Source organism: Nitrincola salilacus, assembly GCF_046271865.1.
GTDB classification, from domain to species: Bacteria; Pseudomonadota; Gammaproteobacteria; order Pseudomonadales; family Balneatricaceae; genus Nitrincola; species Nitrincola salilacus.
In genome coordinates, this window is the sequence record NZ_CP176580.1 from 2982913 (window position 1) to 2999273 (window position 16361).

Genomic DNA, 16361 nt, shown 5'->3' on the forward strand with positions numbered 1-16361 from the left:
TTCTTAAACAGCCAGGTCTTTAACGGCCTGTTAAATAAGGCACTGAAAACTCAAACTAACAAAAGCTCAAACTAACAAAAGCTCAAACTAACGATAGTCAGCAATCCCTGCTTATTTAACCTGCCTGTTTTCAGGCAGGCACGACTAGGAGCGTTCATTCCCTGTAAGACTGTCTTCCAATGCAATTAGTTGCTCAGCAAGCCACTTTTCCAGCGTCACAGACTGAAATTGTATCATGGCATTGATAACCCACTGGTACTGAACTTGTTCTGAAACAATGAGCCCTGAAACAATCTGCTCTGAAACCACCTGCCCTGAAACATCCGACAGACTGAGTAACAGATCTGCATCCTCTGCCTGTGTGAGTGGTAGCCCCAGTGCATGCGCCAGTGGATAGAGCCGTTCATCCGACACACCCACTGATGAGATATCATGCCGCATCAACAGTTCGTCCAAAGTAACCTGGGACTGTTGGACTGAACGCTGCAGTGCCAGACGGTTACGTTCAATCCTGGCCGCCTGATCAGGCCATAGCCTGATAATATCTCTGGCCCCGACATTCACCATCTGGCTGAGGTTATTCAGATCCATCCAGAAAAGGTCCGAATCTTCTCGCCCCTGCATCAGAATCACACGTGAGCCACCGGGCGCCAGTTCATGCGCCACGTCGATCGGCACCACACGGATCGACGCCTGGCGCAGCAAGGGATAAAGTTTCAACTGTGGCCAGACCGACTCAATCGTCAACAGCGCATCCAGTGCTTCGACCTCACCAGATTCAGCCCGATTCAGCCAGGCTGGAATCCGGTTGATCGGTAAGCGCTCCGGCACGACATACACAACCTCTATATCAGTATCCTGCAACAGTGACAGCAGCATTGAGTTGAGCACCGGCACACCACTGCCGATACGTGGCGACTGATCTGCAACAGCAAAGGCAGATAAACACAGTAGCAGGCAGCCTGTTATCAAAGATTTCATGCAAAGGATCTCCAGGTACGAATAATAAGGGCAAGAACAAACCCACCTGAGGCGATGATGACTATGGCCGCTCCAGACGGTACAGGCATGGCACCCGCCATCGGTAACAGCACACCCAGCAGACAGCTGACTGTAGAAAACAGCACTGAAAGCCAGAAGAACTCGCGCCCGGTGCGACTGATCAGACGTGCCGACGTGGCAGGAATCAACAATAGCGCCCCAACCAGAATGGCGCCCACCACTTTCACGGATGCCACCGTGACCAGCGCAATCATCAGAATGAACAGATAGTCATAAAGCCGGAGGTTGATGCCTCGGGTTCTGGCCAGCTCAGGCAGCAGACTGGCAAGCAGTGCCTTATTACTGCCACGAATGATCAGTAACAGTGCCGCGGCACTGATAGCAGCCAAGACCAGCAGATCTCGATCCTTGACGGTAAGAATGGAGCCGAACAGGACATTCTCCAGAAGATGCACGTTCACTTTTTTCGCGACATACAGAATCAGCGCTGCTCCTAATGCGATGGAAAAAGAGAGGAACACCCCCACCAACGCATCATAAGGGATGCTGGTACGGCTTTTGATCCAGTGCAACAGCAATGCAAACAGAGTACAAAAGCAGAAAAGTGATACCAGGGGTTCGGTCGCAGGCTCACCCAGCAGTATGCCGATCGCGACACCGGTCAGCGCAGCATGCCCGACCGCTTCCGAAAAAAAGGCCAGACGCTTGACCACGACTAACGGCCCCAATGCCCCCAGAAGCGGGCCGATCATGCAGGTCGCTACCAACGCATTGGTCAGAAAGGCATACTGAAACATAGCGGGCAGCCAACCAAGCTCCTGCAGCATGAATGCGGTTTGTCTGAGTGAATCCATCAGGCATAGGCCTCCATCTCATCTCTGAGAGGAGTCAGATTTAGCTGCAGAACGGCATCTGCTGAGCCTGCCCGCTTCAGACCGCCATCAATCAGCCAGACCTGATCAGCATAACGGCGCACCCAATCCATATCATGATGAATCACCAGCAGTGTGGCACCCTGTCGCCGCAAAAGGCTGATCTCCTGATTGATCAGCGCCTGAGCATCGGTATCCAATCCTGTCATCGGCTCATCAAGACACCAGAACAGACTGTCACGCTCAAGTGCCTGGGCAAACATGAGCCGCTGTCGCTCCCCGCCTGACAGGGAGCCCAGTTGCAGATGCCCTTTATGCTCAAGACCTACCCTGCGCAATAGCTCAATCACACGCAGCTTGGGCTTTGTACGCCTGAACAGCTGCACAGGCAAACGCGTCAGCGTGGTGAGCATAAACTCCTCAACAGTTACCGGCAGTGCTGGTTCGAAAGCAGTCTGCTGCGGTACATAGGCCACAGGGGTTGCCTTACCCGGCCACACACAGCGGATCTCCCCCTTATGCGGCATCAAGCCCAGTACACAACGCATCAAGGAAGTTTTACCGGCACCATTGGGCCCGACAATGGCGTGCAGTTGCCCCGGTTGAAAAAGCGCGGTGACTGGTTTCAGGATCTCTACCCGCCCGAGTGTCAGCGACATGGATTGGAGCTGTATCTGAGGCCCCATCACGTTCGCTCCACTGCCTGGCTGAGCGCCATCACCAGTGTTTTCAGGTTATGCTCCATCTCGCGCATCACCAATTCAGCATCATACGCGCCATGGGTCATGTGCGAAAAATGATAGATCCGCACCCCCGTTGCCTCTTCGATCACATCGATGTAGCGATTTTCCATATCCAATTCTGTGAACAGGATGCGAATATCGGCGTCTCTGATGCGATCAATCGTGCCCTGAAGCTGCTTTGCATTTGGTTCAACACCATGTGCCGGTTCAATCACAGTGTCGACACCAATTCCAAACTCCTGCAACAGATAGCCATAGGCATTATGCGTACTGGCAATGCGGATACCCGATAGATCCAGATCCACGATCTGCTGACGATAGCCATTTTTCATCTGCCTCAGCTCACGCCCGTAGGCAAGCGCATTGGCCTGAAAATAGTCGGCATTGTCTGAATCAAGCTGGCCCAGCTCGCGGGCAATCGTGTAGACCTGACGAATGGCAGCATCAATCGACACAAAGGTATGAGGGTTATAATTACTGTTACCTGATCCTGATGACAACAGCGGCAGATCCCGGTTGGCGTGAATCAGCGTCAGCTCAGGCAGCTCAAGATTTTCCAGCGAATTGACAGCAAACTCATCATGTCCGATACCATTGAGTACCAGCGCATCCATCTCCAGCAAGCGTTGCAGATCTGCCGGTTGCAGCTCATAACTGTGAGGGTTGAAGCCGCTTTCGATCAACGGTAACACTCTTGCCCTGTCACCAACTATGTGACTGACATAACTGAAATAGGGATGCAGCGTAACTCCCACTACCAATGGCTTTGAGTGCAACTGCCCTGAAAAAAACAGTACGCCAGCCAGTAAAGCAAACACCCATCTGTTCATTGCAACTCCATTAAAAGCGTCCAGTGATGCTGGTCATTACAATCTGATAAAAGCGGAGCCTGCCCGGGGTGAAACAGAATGCTTCCTCCTGCCTCTAAAACGAGCAGAAAGGCCCCCTGTTCACTCCGATCCTGTGCTTGAAAACAACCCGGCTCCACCTGCTTCCAATCGTAGGCGTCATCTGTCTGGGCGAAAGGAGAAACACCCAACGTCTGAAGCTCGTCCAGCTCAGGCCAGGGCGTACTGGAGGGTGTCATGAATCTGATCTCATCACTGGCGATCGTGAGCTCAGTCAGCAACTGGCGCTGAGCGCCATTCAACGACTCATATGGATCTGCTGGTGCCGCTCCTGCCTGCCTGAACATAATACCCAACGCTCCGGCCAGCAGAATGAGGATCACGACCAGAGTCACCCAGATAGTTTCCCTACGCCCGTTGTCCGGTTTAACCAGCTGAGTCTGTGCAGCCTGATTGTCCTGAAACGACACTCTGCTCCCTGAAAATCGGGGTGATTGATCAGCGCCCGCACTCAAGTCAGTACTTAAGTCAGAACTCGACATAATCGAACTCCGCAGGATCTTCATGCCCGGCATCAAACTGGATATAGAACTTCTCGTCATTCCAGTCGAACAGGACTCTTGAGTGCCTGTCGGATTCAGCCCGTGCCAGAACACTCTCATCATAGGCGTACATCACCACCTCTGAACCAATAGCGAGAGTGCCGTCACTGTAACCAACACGGCACTCGATCTGCTCACCATCACGCTCACAATCCAAGACCGGGTAGTGAGCCTGTGCCAGTGGTGCCAGTAACAAAGTTGCGACTGCAAGGTAACGTAAGTTCATGATTCTCACCCTATGGCCTTCCTCTATTGAGACAGCGCTTCAAAGCTCATCAGGAAGTTAACGCCAACCTGATCCGCCAAAACACTTTCCTGATCAAGGCGCAGGTTGGCACTGAGAAGATGAGGACCTGCCAGAGTGGGAGCAAAGGAAACTGTCCCTTCAGCATCGCTGACCAGATCAGTCTGCATGCGAGAGTCACGATATGATGTTCCGAAAGGTACTACCTCAACTTCCATATCAGAGATGGGGTCGCCGTTAAAAGTGAAGCGGAACTGGGCTGCTTCACCAACAACCACATCACTTGGATGTGTCAGTGCATGCAGCTCAAACCCTTCACCGGTAGGTTCCAGAACGGCCGTACTCGGCGCCCCCTGAGTCACATAAAAAACACTGATATTCTGCATCATGGTAGTCGTGACTTCGCGCGCATCGTCAGGGATCTGAGAGGCTGCTTCAATCTTGGTTGCCATCATCCGACGGCGTGTATCACGCTCACCCACAACATAGCTGGTCATATAACGAACCGGTGTTTTCAGTTCGACCTTGTAGGTGCCCTGCTCGGCTATTTCCAGATCAAATACACTGCGGCGCTGGCCTTTATAGTAAGGTCCAATGCGGTGCCGATCATTTTCCGGCCCATAGATGCTGACGTTATCCAGACCTATCGGTTTGTCGAAACTGAACACACCATGTGAAGCCGTTGCGTCCACCGTAATCCAGAAAGACTCTTCAGTGGAAAGATTGAACTCACTCGGCAGCATCCACAGAGGGTGCGCGTTTGCAGTCGATACCATGAAACCACCGGCCAACACTGCGGCACCCATCAACATCATCCCTTTTTTCATCTTTACTCTCCTGATTTGCTTTTTACTGAAATTTCAATCTCACCCAGCTCTTCCTGAGGTGCTGTGATCAGATGCTGCTCTTCATCATTCAGTGTGATCTCCTGCCTGACCAGGCTTCGACCACCATGCTCTCTAGCTGCCTCGACATTCACGACATAGGTTCCGGGAGCTACCGCATTACCCGCAGCATCCATACCGTTCCATGACAGGCTGTAGCGCCCTGGCTTGCGGGTTGCACCTGACACCGAATCAAGGTCACCCTGATCATATCGACCAGCCTTACGCCACCAGCGACGCATATCCTTGAGCCAGTCCGGCTCTTTGCTCCAGACTGCCAGCGTGGCCACCACATCATCGTTTGCATCCTCAATCCAGACAGACACATAAGGCCGATAGGAGTTGTTTGGGATCTCGGGAAGGGTTACTGCTATCTCTACAGGCTGGGCTTGCACCAGGGCGCTATTCATCAGCGCTGCCCCCACTAAAGCCATACCCAATACTGCTATCCGTCGCTTCATCGCCATTTCGCTCCCAAAAAATCAAATGATAATGATTTATATCTGTATTTGAATTTATATTTTGTTAAGTTTCGTTAACAGGGTGGAGGGAGATACTCCCCATCCACCAACGGGTTATCGGATACCGTTCGCCATTAGAAAGAGAGGTTCAAGCTCAACCAGAGATTGCGAGACTTGGCCTTGATGTTGTAATCATCCCGGTAATTGGCCGTGTAGGTGTCATCATCATTCTGGGTAAAGCTGGTCCGATAGCTGGTGAAATCACGATTCAGCAGGTTGTTGACGCGCGCTCTGAATGTCAGATTCTTGCTGATCTGATAGGAGCCACCCAGATTCAGCACCTGGAAGTCTTTGTAATGAAGTGCCTGATCCGTATCTGAATCCCAGCCACGATAGCGACGTGAGCGCGCTTCCATACTCAGATAAAGTTTCAGATCCTGACTCACCCGCCAGTCCAGCGTAGTGTTCAGCATATGCTTCGCTGTTCCGGTCAAAGGCTGACCAGCCTGCAGACCACTCTTCTGCTCGGAATCGGTATAGGTGTAGTTACCACGCAACGCCAGTGAAGGTGTCAGCTGATAACGCCCCGCCAGCTCAATCCCGTGAATATCAGCCCGATCAATATTGTAGCGTTGGCGGAAGGAGGTATAACCGAGATCAGCCCAGCCAGCACCGATATCAACACAAGGCTCACCAGCAGAGGCAACTTCACAATTGGGAACATTCTCACCATTGGCGATCTTGTCTTCAAAACGGTTGGCAAACACAGTGGCATTGAAGTTATGCCCTGCCGGGTGGGTGTAATAGACTGCCACCTCGCCATTAACACTGGTTTCAGGTTGCAAATCGGGGGTGCCTACAAACGGACTGACTCCCTGCCCACCAAAGCCGGTAATCCCAGGAAATAGATCACTGGTTTTTGGTGTTTTATAGCCCGTACTGATCCCTCCTTTCAGCGTCCAGTCAGGGGTCATGTTCCAGACACTGTAGATACGTGGGCTGAGCTGCCCACCAAAGATATTGTGGTCGTCGTAACGCAGACCACCTGTCAGCGTGACGTCCTGTACCACCTCCCAGTTATCTTCAAGGAACAGCGCCCACTGGCGATGCGGTTGCACGGTGCCTGAACGGAAGCCATCTCCGTACATGCCAAACACGCCATCCTCCATCTCGGCATCAATATACTGTCCGCCAAAGATCAACCAGTGGCTGTCCAGCGCGATATCGAATTTGGCATCCAGCGTGTTCTGGCGAGTTTCCATGATGCGTTGCTGACGCGGAAGAAATGCGCGGAATTGTTCAAGTTCTTCAGGCGATAACAGCCCCTCAATCAGAGCCAGTTTGCGCGCCTCATCATGATTATTGTTGGTACCCATCTGAGCTGGCGAGCAACCTGCCGACGCACCGGCACCCACACAGGCAGAATCCCAGATCGACTGCAGTTCATCACGCTCTTCCACGGTCAAGGGCAGGGATCGACCCTCATTGCTGGTTGTGACATGAGAGAAACCTATCTGGCTGTTCAAGCGACCCCAGTCACCATGGTGGGTCAACGACCACTGATCGCGATTGAACTTCTGATCTGCGAAGTAACCCACTCGCGGCTGAACAATGCCATTATTGGAAGCGCGCCACAGTGTACCGAAATTATCCACCGTACCTACCTGACTGCCATTGTTATCATAGGTCTGGCGTGAGGTTTCGGCATCAAAAACAATATCGTGATTCTCATGTGGCCGATAACTCAGGCGGATGCCACCGTTCCAGTTGTCGTTGTCCACGGTTCTGCCACCGCTGCCGAAACCCAATGAGCGATCATGTACAACACCGGACGGATCAGTGACGGAAGCATAGGTCGGGCTGGACGCATCGCGCTCATAGTAACTACCGCGGATACCAAGACCCAGAACACCAGGCATCAAGGGGCCAGTAACACTGAAGTCAGTGGTTCTGTCATTACCAAAATCAGAGTTCTCTTCCAGTGTCTGACTGTGTGTCAGCGATCCGGACCATTTATCCGTAATACGTTTGGTGATGATATTGATCACACCACCGATGGCATCAGCCCCATACAGCGTCGCCATCGGACCACGGATCACCTCAATACGCTCAATCGTATCCAGTGGTGGGATATGGTTGAACTGGTTACCACCGAAAGAGTTAGGATAGAGTTCACCGACGTTATTCTGCCTGCGCCCGTCAATCAGAATCAGCGTATAGTCTGCGCCCATACCACGGATACTGATGGTGCCCTGTCCGGTTTTGTCTGTCGTTTCTCCGACATCCACCCCTTCTATATCTCTGACTGCATCCAGCAATGTCATGTAGGGTTTTGATGCAATCTCTTCCTGAGATATAACCGTAATACTCGCTGGCGCATCCGTAATCTTCTGCTCAAAACCCGATGCGCTGACAACCAGACTGTCCAGTCGGACATCCTGATCAGCATAAGCCATCGGGATTGCAGCAGAAATTGCGACCGCAAGTGCGCGCATAGGGGTGTTATTCACAGCGGACTCCTCTCGTACTCCTCGCTGCACGCGAACGTGACAGCAAGCGTTTGAATAGGTTCCGAAGTCTAAAGCAAGACAATCTTACGATCAATGATGATAATCGTTTTTATTTACATAAAGATTAATATAAAAATTATATGAGATAAGCGGCTGATCATTAACCGAAGACCAGAATAGTAATCAGCAACTGAAAATGCGATTAGTGCAGGACCTGAAAGGGAGGCTGGGAAAATTTGTGCACAGAAGACTGCTCAGAAAGCAAAAGAGATCAACGTAACGACGCATCTCAAGACAAACGAAATAGATAGATAACTGATGAATAAGACCACTGAGGTCTGAGATGATGGCGGAACGGACGGGACTCGAACCCGCGACCCCCTGCGTGACAGGCAGGTATTCTAACCAACTGAACTACCGCTCCGGATAACACTCTGAGTCATGCAAGTGGTGGGCGAAGAGGGGTTCGAACCCCCGACCCTCTGCTTGTAAGGCAGACGCTCTCCCAACTGAGCTATTCGCCCACTTGCCGACTCGGCACAAACAGCATGGCTGCCTGTTTTATTCTTTCACTTGTTGCACATTCACTTATGCAGACTGGCTGCTTAAGTGGCGGAATGGACGGGACTCGAACCCGCGACCCCCTGCGTGACAGGCAGGTATTCTAACCAACTGAACTACCACTCCGAACTGCATTACTACTTACAACATGTCACTGTGTTGTTTCTGTCATGTCACTACGCGTTATGGTGGGCGAAGAGGGGTTCGAACCCCCGACCCTCTGCTTGTAAGGCAGACGCTCTCCCAACTGAGCTATTCGCCCGTAACGCGTGCCATTATACAGCCTTGACCAGAGGTTTTCAGCTGCCTGACCTGAATTTTTTTTCAGATCGCTTTCAATTTCAAGTGGCGGAATGGACGGGACTCGAACCCGCGACCCCCTGCGTGACAGGCAGGTATTCTAACCAACTGAACTACCACTCCAACTTGTCATTTCGTCGCCGTTTGCTTGGCTTGCATCCGTTAACGAGGTGCGAATTTTAATGAGTTCACCTGAAAAGTCAAACCTTTATGGTAATTTTTTTCAGATGCCTGCTTCGCATCATCACCCTCTCGCGCTTCTCAATCAGATGAGGCGCGCAATAATAGCGGATCATTTCCGGCTTTTACAGCCCCTCTCGCAACTTTATTTAACTGAACCACTCTATCTGGAGTTAAAGGGCCAGGCTGGCGTATCATGCTGGCTGATTAAAGTTTCATACAGAGGATCATCAATCGCCATGAGTGTAGCATCTGCCCAGCGCACAACTGAGTCGCTGGATCGATTTATCACACGACTCGAAGAACTCAGCCAGACCGCTGGCTGGCCCGAGATAGATTATGACCCGAAGTGGCCCAGCTCCTGCCATTTGGCCGAGGTAAAAACCGGTGAGTCGGTCAGGTGGAGGCCCGTTCGTCAAACGCCAACCACTGATATGTTTGAACGGCTGGCGCTGGCGCTGGAAACAACCATCCACCCGGATCTTATCGCCTTTTACAGCCGCTACTGGTCAGACCCGCTGCCCGCCCGCACAGATGAAGGCGAACTTTCCCTCCTGCAAGCATGGAATCCTGAAGATATGGAGCGACTGCGCAGCAACCTGATTGGCCACGCACTGGCCAAGCAGAAACAGAAACAACCCTTATCGCTGTTTTTCGCCTGCTCGTTGCCGGATGGTGAATACATCATGACCATCAATAATAGTGATGGTACGGTATGGGTAGAAACACCCGGCAAACCACCTATACGTCAACTGGCTTCATCTCTGGCTGAGTTTATCGATACGCTTACCCCTCTGCCCGCTGATTATCTGGAGTAATCTGATGCGTACAAAGCTGATCTCTTTATCAATACTGTTAACTGCCATGACACTGACCGCCTGCAGCGGTGTACCACCTCAGAGGATTGAGCTGCAGCCTCCCATCTCGGCTGTCCCGCGCCTGTCGGAAGCGCCACCGGTATCCGTACATGTTGCCAACCGCAGCGAGCGCCTTCAGATTGGCACCATCAGCGACCGCATGGGTAACGAGACAACCGTTACACTGTCGCATCAGGCACCTGAACAGCTCCGACAGGCAGTTATCCAGGCACTATCCCGCATGCGCGTGCCTGCTCCCGTTGCAGATGCCCGCACCCGGATGACGCTGATCGTGGATGATATTTTCTATCACCTGAGAAGTGATGGCATACGTCGTGAACTGGTCGGTACTTTGCGCCTGAGAATCCAGGTGATTGATGGCGTGCACCAGTATGAAGGCAGCTTTGAAGCAACCCATACCGAAGAGGTTGTACGCACTCCCGATGAGGCGAAGAGTGAGATCTTCGTTAACAACCTGGTGGGAGAAGTCATGAGCAATGCCTTCAATGACCCGCGCCTGTCAGATTTTCTGTTGGCACGGGCCAGATCTCAGTAAGGTTTGAAATCCAGTGAAACCGAGTTGACGCAGTAGCGTTGACCGGTCGGCGCCGGGCCATCATCGAACAGGTGGCCCAGGTGCCCATCACAGGCTGCGCAAGTGATCTCAACACGAGTCATGCCGTGGGAGTGATCAACATGGCGCGTGATACGGCCCTCATCAATCGCCTGCCAGAAGCTTGGCCAGCCGCTGCCTGATTCATATTTGTGATCCGCAGCAAACAACTCACTGCCACAACAAGCGCAGGTGTATATGCCAGCCTCATCATGATGATAATACTTGCCGGTGAAGGGCCTTTCCGTCCCTTTCTGCCGACAGATCTGATACTGCTCAGGGCTGAGTAAGGCCTGCCACTCCTCATCAGTCCGAGTTGTTTTCTTGTCCATTTCATTCACCTGATCTATTAAGCGTTGCAACAATTGAATTCCCTTCGGCGCAGAGCGTATTATAACGCCCTTTTACACTGCAAGTTCGGCACTCGGCCGATCTGCAGCTCTATACGCCGTTATCGACCACCTGGAGCTCAGGAACAGAACCATGTCTGTCATCCGCAAATCGAACAAACTGATCAATGTCTGCTATGACATTCGTGGCCCGGTCCTTCAGGAAGCCAGACGGCTGGAAGAAGAGGGCCACCGAATCCTCAAGCTCAATATCGGTAACCCGGCGCCCTGGGGCTTCAACGCCCCGGAAGAGATCATTCAGGATGTGATCCACAACCTGCCGGAGTCACAAGGCTACTGCGATTCGAAAGGCCTCTTCTCGGCCCGCAAGGCGGTGATGCAGGAGTGCCAGCGCAAATCGATCCGCAACGTCGCGCTGGAGGATATCTATATCGGCAACGGCGTGTCTGAACTGATCGTGATGTCGATGCAGGGCCTGCTCAACGATAATGACGAGATGCTGATCCCCTCCCCCGACTATCCCTTGTGGACAGCCGCTGTCAGCCTGGCTGGGGGCAATCCTGTGCACTATGTCTGTGACGAGCAGGCAGGCTGGTTCCCTGATATTGAGGATATTCGCAGCAAGATCACGGAACGCACGCGCGGAATAGTCGTGATCAACCCGAACAACCCCACTGGCGCTGTTTACCCGGTCGAGCTACTGCAGCAGATCATCGATCTGGCACGCGAGCATCAGTTGATTATCTTTGCTGATGAGATCTATGACAAGATCATATATGACGAGGCTGAACACACATCGCTGGCAGCGCTGGCAGATGATGTGCTGTGCATCACCTTCAATGGTCTGTCCAAATCCTATCGCGCGGCGGGATTTCGTTCCGGCTGGCTGATCGTCAGCGGCCCCAAGCATAAGGCGCGTGATTATGTCGAAGGGCTGGATATGCTGGCGAACATGCGCCTGTGTGCCAACGTCCCGGCTCAGCATGCCATACAGACAGCACTGGGTGGCTATCAGAGCATCAATGAGCTGATCGTTCCGGGCGGGCGCCTTTATGATCAGCGTGAACTGGCCTGGCAGATGCTTAATGAGATTCCCGGCGTCAGCTGCGTAAAACCTCAGGGAGCACTCTACCTCTTCCCGAAGCTGGATCCGGAGATCTATCCCATCAAGAACGATGAAAAGATGGCGCTGGATCTGTTGCAGCAGCAGAAGGTATTGATCGTTCAGGGCAGCGGGTTCAATCTGGACGACATGCAGCACTTCAGACTGGTCACCCTGCCCTCTACCGATCTGTTGACCGAGGCGATCGAAAGGATTGCAACTTTCCTGAAAAGCTATGAGCAGTAATTGCTTATCGCTTTTGAATCATCGTTGTAAGGCAAGCGACATCGTTGTAGCCTACACTGAATCTGTGTAACAACATTACTGGGAACGGATTGAATATGTTTATAAAAATCAAGAAGAACTGCGGTATCTTAATGGAGCACAACGGAATCGATAAGCGCCACATCGTTCCGGTTACATCTAACTTTCTGCTCAATCTGGATCAGGTAGCTGAGGCGTCTTTCTACACGTTGAAAGAGGAAAAAACGCGTCTGGATCTGGATGGTCACCGAGTGGTTCTGGATGAACATACCAGCGTTGTCCATCTGCAGATGAGCTACATGTATGCCTTCTACACTGAAAACAAAAATGGCAAACAGGGGCGCATGGCTGAGCGCCAGTATTACAAGCTATTCTTCAAGCCTGAAAACATCGGAGCTTATGAGGAACTGCGGGGAGTAATCGAAACTCAGGTGGCCAATCTCTGAGGCCGCCTGCAGATCAGGCACCTGGTCAGGTGTCTGATCTGAGTATTTTCATTACCAACCGATACAGGTCCTCAGCATCCGCAAGCGCGCGGTGGCGGCGCATTGCACCTTCTGCCTCATGTGTAAAACGCGCTATCTGTGTGGCATCCAGAATGGCATCCAGACCTTCAACTCGAAAGGATGGCTCGCATCGACAAGCTACATACAACCTGTCCAGCCAGAAGCGGTCATAACTCGGCGCATCCGTGACAACGATACACCCCTGCAGATGCTGATTAAGGCGTTTACAGGCAGCCTGGGCACTGATCCCCTCACGCACCAGGTCATCATGATCAATGCCATGCACCTCTTCTGCATGTTCATCCCAGTAGCGCCAACTCGCGACACTTTTCGGATTGATCAGAAAGTTATCCTGCCGTTCACCATCAGCCGCGATCCATGCAGCCTCGATCGGGTAAGAAGCCTCACCCAGTCCACTCGCCTCCAGATCCATGAAAACCAGATTCACTCAGCACTCCAAAACATTATTCTTCCCCTTGAAACCAAACAACATTACCCTCATCTAATCACCAACTCCAACCTAACTGGAAAGAATCGACAATCATGAGAATACTGCTTTTTCTTGCCACCAACCTGGCTGTTATTCTGGTCGCCAGTATAACCCTCAGAATACTGGGTGTAGAGAACTACTTGGCTGGTACTGGTCTGAATCTGGGCTCTTTGTTGATTTTCTGCGGCGTATTCGGCTTTGCTGGCTCCCTGATCTCTCTGCTGCTGTCAAAGACCATGGCAAAGATGGCAACAAAAACCCAGATCATCGAAAAACCACGTAATGCAGATGAGCGCTGGCTGCTCGATACAGTCGCTGAGCTGTCACAGAAAGCTGGTATCAAGATGCCTGAGGTGGGCATTTTCCCTGCCCAGCAGTCCAACGCCTTCGCCACCGGCTGGAACAGGAATGACGCGCTGGTAGCTGTAAGCTCCGGCCTGCTGCAGCGCTTTCGCCCTGAAGAGGTCAAAGCGGTACTTGCGCATGAGATCGGCCACGTTGCCAATGGCGACATGGTTACTCTGGCCCTGATTCAGGGTGTGGTGAACACCTTTGTCATGTTCTTTGCCCGTATTGCCGCCTATGCGGTGGACAACTTCCTGCGCCGTGGCGAAGGTAGTGGTGGACGTGGGTTCAGCTACTACATCACGGTGTTTGTATTCGAGATCATCTTCGGTATAGCAGCCTCAACCATCGTTGCCTGGTTCTCACGCAAGCGTGAGTATCGTGCCGATGAAGCCGGCGCACTACTGGCCAGCCCTGCCGCCATGATCGGTGCCCTGCAACGCCTCAAGGCCGAGGCCGGTATGCCAGATCAGATGCCGGATCAGTTGACTGCCTTCGGTATCAACAGTGGTATCAAGCAAGGCTTCATGAAGCTGATCGCGACTCACCCTCCACTGGATGATCGTATTGCTGCGCTGCAGCAGTTCAGAAAGTAGCTCAGAACGCTATACTGTAAGTGATACAGTACATCCGGACTCTTAAAATAAATAACGGATGGTTATATGCATTTTTTCAGACAGGCTATCTTCCATTTAATCATCTGGGGATTCAGCAGTGCTCTTCAGGCAGCCCAACCTGAAGAGCTTACATTCTGTCACGAGGATCAGGATTCGTTTCCCTGGGTCATGAAGGATGGAACCGGGCTTAATCTGGAAATGATGAGACTGCTTGAAAGAGAGCTGGAGATACGGATTCATCTTGTTGCCTTGCCATGGCCAAGGTGTATGTCATTTCTGCAGAGCAATCCCAATATCGACGGTGCCTTTGCGTCGAGCTTTCGTCCCGAGCGTCTGACAGTTGGGCGCTACCCTGTTACCTCTGAGGGCGAGCTAGACAGCTCACTCCGACTACATATCTCGGGCTACTCACTCTATCGCAGAAAAGGTACTGATGTGGACTGGGATGGAGAGCAGTTCATTGGCCTCAATGGATCCATAGATACTCAATCCGGCTTTTCAATTATCGACCTGCTCAACCAACATGGCCTGAGCATTGATGCCGGCTCCAATAACCCTGAGGCAGTACTCTTTAAACTGGCTACCGGCCGCACCCAGGCTGCAGCCTTACAGACATTTCGTGGAGACAATCTTTTATCATCCAATCCCGACATAGCCAGATACGTTGAAAAAACAGCCATCCCACTGGAAGAAAAGCCATACTATCTGATGCTATCTTTCGGGATGCTGGATACTTTCCCTGAGTTCTCGCAAAAAATCTGGAAAACAATGGCCGAGATACGAGAATCCGAGGAGTTTCAGCTCATAGAGCATGATTATCTTCAGCAGTATGCGGAATAAAGACATACTTACCTACAAGGTGAGCAGGATAGTTTTTGCTGTCTGTAGTCTGACAGAGAGACAACAGTTGCACCTCCCGTGTGAGAGTCTGGCGACGTGACAGCCTCACCATCCAGGCCAGTACTCGACGTGGCCACCTTTGAAAAACTTTTCAGCAAATCAGACATCATCCAGAACCGTTCATGCATCATATTGGAAAAGCGGATACATAAACCAAGCGAGTTTTTACAACGCACACGCTCTGCATCAATCCGGAACACCAGTCGTTCCAGAACAGGCTTTCGCGCCGGTGCTGTTCTACGCATCACTTCATCTGTCAATTGCAGTCTCAAGGCCTCCAGCTTTTCTGGATGGTTGCGATGCATATCCCGCATTTCATCAAAACAGGGTAAAGGTGTATGACAATGTATACCACTACCTTCTTCCGGACTCATATGATCAGACACACTTAATATTCCCGACGAATATAATACAATTTTATTAATATATAATTAGCAACAACACTAATAATGGATAGTGGAATAATCAGCACCAAATACCGCATCAAGTCTAACTGATGTGCATATCCTAATGATGCATAAACGACAGGCAAGCCAACTATGATAGCCATCATATTAATATTAGTCGTAAGACTGAACCCCATCATCATAAGAGGCGGCATCAGAACAAATAATATAAATCCTACTAAACCATACTCCACATTCACGTCAAGCTGATTAAGAACGTTAATATAGCCAACTTCCCAGCTCAAAATTGTTATTGCCGCACAAAAAAATGTGACACTGTAGTTCCACTTACACTTCAGAGCTATTAAATAAGGTAACGTCATAGCAAGAATAGCAATAGGCCACCATAGTACTTTTTCGGCACCAGCAGAGCCCCAGACATAATCCAATATCCATATGGAAACACCAAAATCTGCAATAATCAGCGTTGTGAAAATACTATTTTCACGATAATAGGAAAACTGATACTCTTGATAGGAGGCGAGTCCAGAATACTGTCTATTATCGATACCTTCCATTTGAAAGCTCTTCTTCCATACAGTATTAAAAGTACACAAAGTGAGCCAGGCGGCACAGCTTAATGCCGACAGATATATTGACTCTTAATATATAAGGAACAATTGCTCGCCGCTATCCAGAATCCACTGAAAGCACTGTAAGGATA

At 51.2% G+C, this 16361-nt stretch carries 19 protein-coding genes and 5 tRNA genes; 6 read left to right on the forward strand and 18 right to left on the reverse strand.

Annotated features, from left to right (window positions below; all coding sequences use genetic code 11):
• Positions 1 to 144: 144 nt before the first annotated feature.
• From ACK3CJ_RS13905 to ACK3CJ_RS13970, 14 genes are all read right to left on the reverse strand, one after another.
• Positions 145 to 981, reverse strand: coding sequence for a hypothetical protein (locus ACK3CJ_RS13905; RefSeq protein WP_409522819.1), 837 nt, complete (start codon positions 979 to 981; stop codon positions 145 to 147).
• Positions 978 to 1856 carry a metal ABC transporter permease gene (locus tag ACK3CJ_RS13910; RefSeq protein ID WP_409522820.1) on the reverse strand — a complete coding sequence of 293 codons (879 nt, stop codon included), beginning with the start codon at positions 1854 to 1856 and terminating at the stop codon, positions 978 to 980. The genes ACK3CJ_RS13905 and ACK3CJ_RS13910 overlap by 4 nt, the downstream gene beginning before the upstream one ends.
• Positions 1856 to 2560 (reverse strand): metal ABC transporter ATP-binding protein, encoded by a 705-nt coding sequence (locus ACK3CJ_RS13915; protein ID WP_409522821.1) that lies wholly within the window; start codon positions 2558 to 2560, stop codon positions 1856 to 1858. The genes ACK3CJ_RS13910 and ACK3CJ_RS13915 overlap by 1 nt, the downstream gene beginning before the upstream one ends.
• Positions 2560 to 3447, reverse strand: a complete 888-nt coding sequence (locus ACK3CJ_RS13920; RefSeq protein WP_409522822.1) for a metal ABC transporter solute-binding protein, Zn/Mn family — start codon at positions 3445 to 3447, stop codon at positions 2560 to 2562. Before ACK3CJ_RS13920 ends, ACK3CJ_RS13915 begins: the two co-directional genes overlap by 1 nt.
• Positions 3444 to 3935, reverse strand: coding sequence for a DUF6162 family protein (locus ACK3CJ_RS13925; RefSeq protein WP_409522823.1), 492 nt, complete (start codon positions 3933 to 3935; stop codon positions 3444 to 3446). The genes ACK3CJ_RS13920 and ACK3CJ_RS13925 overlap by 4 nt, the downstream gene beginning before the upstream one ends.
• A 58-nt stretch (positions 3936 to 3993) precedes the next feature.
• Positions 3994 to 4293, reverse strand: a complete 300-nt coding sequence (locus tag ACK3CJ_RS13930) for a hypothetical protein (RefSeq protein WP_409522824.1) — start codon at positions 4291 to 4293, stop codon at positions 3994 to 3996.
• Between the two features lie 23 nt (positions 4294 to 4316).
• Positions 4317 to 5138 carry a DUF4198 domain-containing protein gene (locus ACK3CJ_RS13935; RefSeq protein WP_409522825.1) on the reverse strand — a complete coding sequence of 274 codons (822 nt, stop codon included), beginning with the start codon at positions 5136 to 5138 and terminating at the stop codon, positions 4317 to 4319.
• Positions 5139 to 5140: 2 nt separating this feature from the next.
• Positions 5141 to 5656: a DUF2271 domain-containing protein gene (locus ACK3CJ_RS13940; RefSeq protein ID WP_409522826.1), complete on the reverse strand. Its 516-nt coding sequence runs from the start codon at positions 5654 to 5656 to the stop codon at positions 5141 to 5143.
• A gap of 134 nt (positions 5657 to 5790) precedes the next feature.
• Positions 5791 to 8166, reverse strand: coding sequence for a TonB-dependent receptor domain-containing protein (locus ACK3CJ_RS13945; RefSeq protein WP_409522827.1), 2376 nt, complete (start codon positions 8164 to 8166; stop codon positions 5791 to 5793).
• A 347-nt stretch (positions 8167 to 8513) separates the two neighbouring features.
• A tRNA-Asp gene (locus ACK3CJ_RS13950) sits at positions 8514 to 8590 on the reverse strand.
• A 24-nt stretch (positions 8591 to 8614) separates the two neighbouring features.
• Positions 8615 to 8690: transfer RNA gene (locus tag ACK3CJ_RS13955), tRNA-Val, on the reverse strand.
• A gap of 86 nt (positions 8691 to 8776) precedes the next feature.
• Positions 8777 to 8853: transfer RNA gene (locus ACK3CJ_RS13960), tRNA-Asp, on the reverse strand.
• A 60-nt stretch (positions 8854 to 8913) separates the two neighbouring features.
• Positions 8914 to 8989: transfer RNA gene (locus ACK3CJ_RS13965), tRNA-Val, on the reverse strand.
• An 84-nt stretch (positions 8990 to 9073) separates the two neighbouring features.
• A tRNA-Asp gene (locus tag ACK3CJ_RS13970) sits at positions 9074 to 9150 on the reverse strand.
• A 296-nt stretch (positions 9151 to 9446) separates the two neighbouring features.
• Between ACK3CJ_RS13970 and syd the strand changes: the two genes are divergently transcribed.
• Both syd and ACK3CJ_RS13980 read left to right on the forward strand, forming a co-directional pair.
• Positions 9447 to 10025 (forward strand): SecY-interacting protein, encoded by a 579-nt coding sequence (gene syd / locus ACK3CJ_RS13975; RefSeq protein ID WP_409522829.1) that lies wholly within the window; start codon positions 9447 to 9449, stop codon positions 10023 to 10025.
• Between the two features lie 4 nt (positions 10026 to 10029).
• Positions 10030 to 10620, forward strand: a complete 591-nt coding sequence (locus ACK3CJ_RS13980; protein WP_409522830.1) for a YajG family lipoprotein — start codon at positions 10030 to 10032, stop codon at positions 10618 to 10620.
• Here the strand turns inward: ACK3CJ_RS13980 and msrB are convergent.
• Complete coding sequence (msrB, locus tag ACK3CJ_RS13985; protein ID WP_409522831.1) at positions 10614 to 11009, reverse strand: peptide-methionine (R)-S-oxide reductase MsrB; 396 nt, start codon at positions 11007 to 11009, stop codon at positions 10614 to 10616. The two genes, ACK3CJ_RS13980 and msrB, sit on opposite strands and share 7 nt — an antisense overlap.
• 151 nt (positions 11010 to 11160) lie before the next feature.
• Here msrB and ACK3CJ_RS13990 point away from each other — a divergent pair, with 151 nt between their 5' ends.
• Together ACK3CJ_RS13990 and ACK3CJ_RS13995 are read left to right on the forward strand one after the other, a co-directional pair.
• A complete protein-coding gene (locus ACK3CJ_RS13990; RefSeq protein WP_409522832.1) occupies positions 11161 to 12375 on the forward strand; it encodes a pyridoxal phosphate-dependent aminotransferase in 1215 nt (404 codons plus the stop codon).
• A gap of 95 nt (positions 12376 to 12470) precedes the next feature.
• A complete protein-coding gene (locus ACK3CJ_RS13995) occupies positions 12471 to 12839 on the forward strand; it encodes a hypothetical protein (protein ID WP_409522833.1) in 369 nt (122 codons plus the stop codon).
• A gap of 25 nt (positions 12840 to 12864) precedes the next feature.
• On the opposite strand, the gene ACK3CJ_RS14000 is transcribed toward ACK3CJ_RS13995, so the two are convergent.
• Positions 12865 to 13347, reverse strand: a complete 483-nt coding sequence (locus ACK3CJ_RS14000) for a hypothetical protein (RefSeq protein ID WP_409522834.1) — start codon at positions 13345 to 13347, stop codon at positions 12865 to 12867.
• A gap of 92 nt (positions 13348 to 13439) precedes the next feature.
• Here ACK3CJ_RS14000 and htpX point away from each other — a divergent pair, with 92 nt between their 5' ends.
• A complete protein-coding gene (gene htpX, locus ACK3CJ_RS14005; protein WP_409526593.1) occupies positions 13440 to 14330 on the forward strand; it encodes a protease HtpX in 891 nt (296 codons plus the stop codon).
• 66 nt (positions 14331 to 14396) lie between these two features.
• Complete coding sequence (locus ACK3CJ_RS14010) at positions 14397 to 15191, forward strand: substrate-binding periplasmic protein (RefSeq protein ID WP_409522835.1); 795 nt, start codon at positions 14397 to 14399, stop codon at positions 15189 to 15191.
• A gap of 8 nt (positions 15192 to 15199) precedes the next feature.
• On the opposite strand, the gene ACK3CJ_RS14015 is transcribed toward ACK3CJ_RS14010, so the two are convergent.
• Entirely contained in the window at positions 15200 to 15637 is a 438-nt protein-coding gene (locus ACK3CJ_RS14015) for a DUF3135 domain-containing protein (protein WP_409522836.1), read from the reverse strand.
• 2 nt (positions 15638 to 15639) lie between these two features.
• Positions 15640 to 16215 carry a hypothetical protein gene (locus tag ACK3CJ_RS14020; RefSeq protein WP_409522837.1) on the reverse strand — a complete coding sequence of 192 codons (576 nt, stop codon included), beginning with the start codon at positions 16213 to 16215 and terminating at the stop codon, positions 15640 to 15642.
• Positions 16216 to 16361 lie beyond the last annotated feature (146 nt).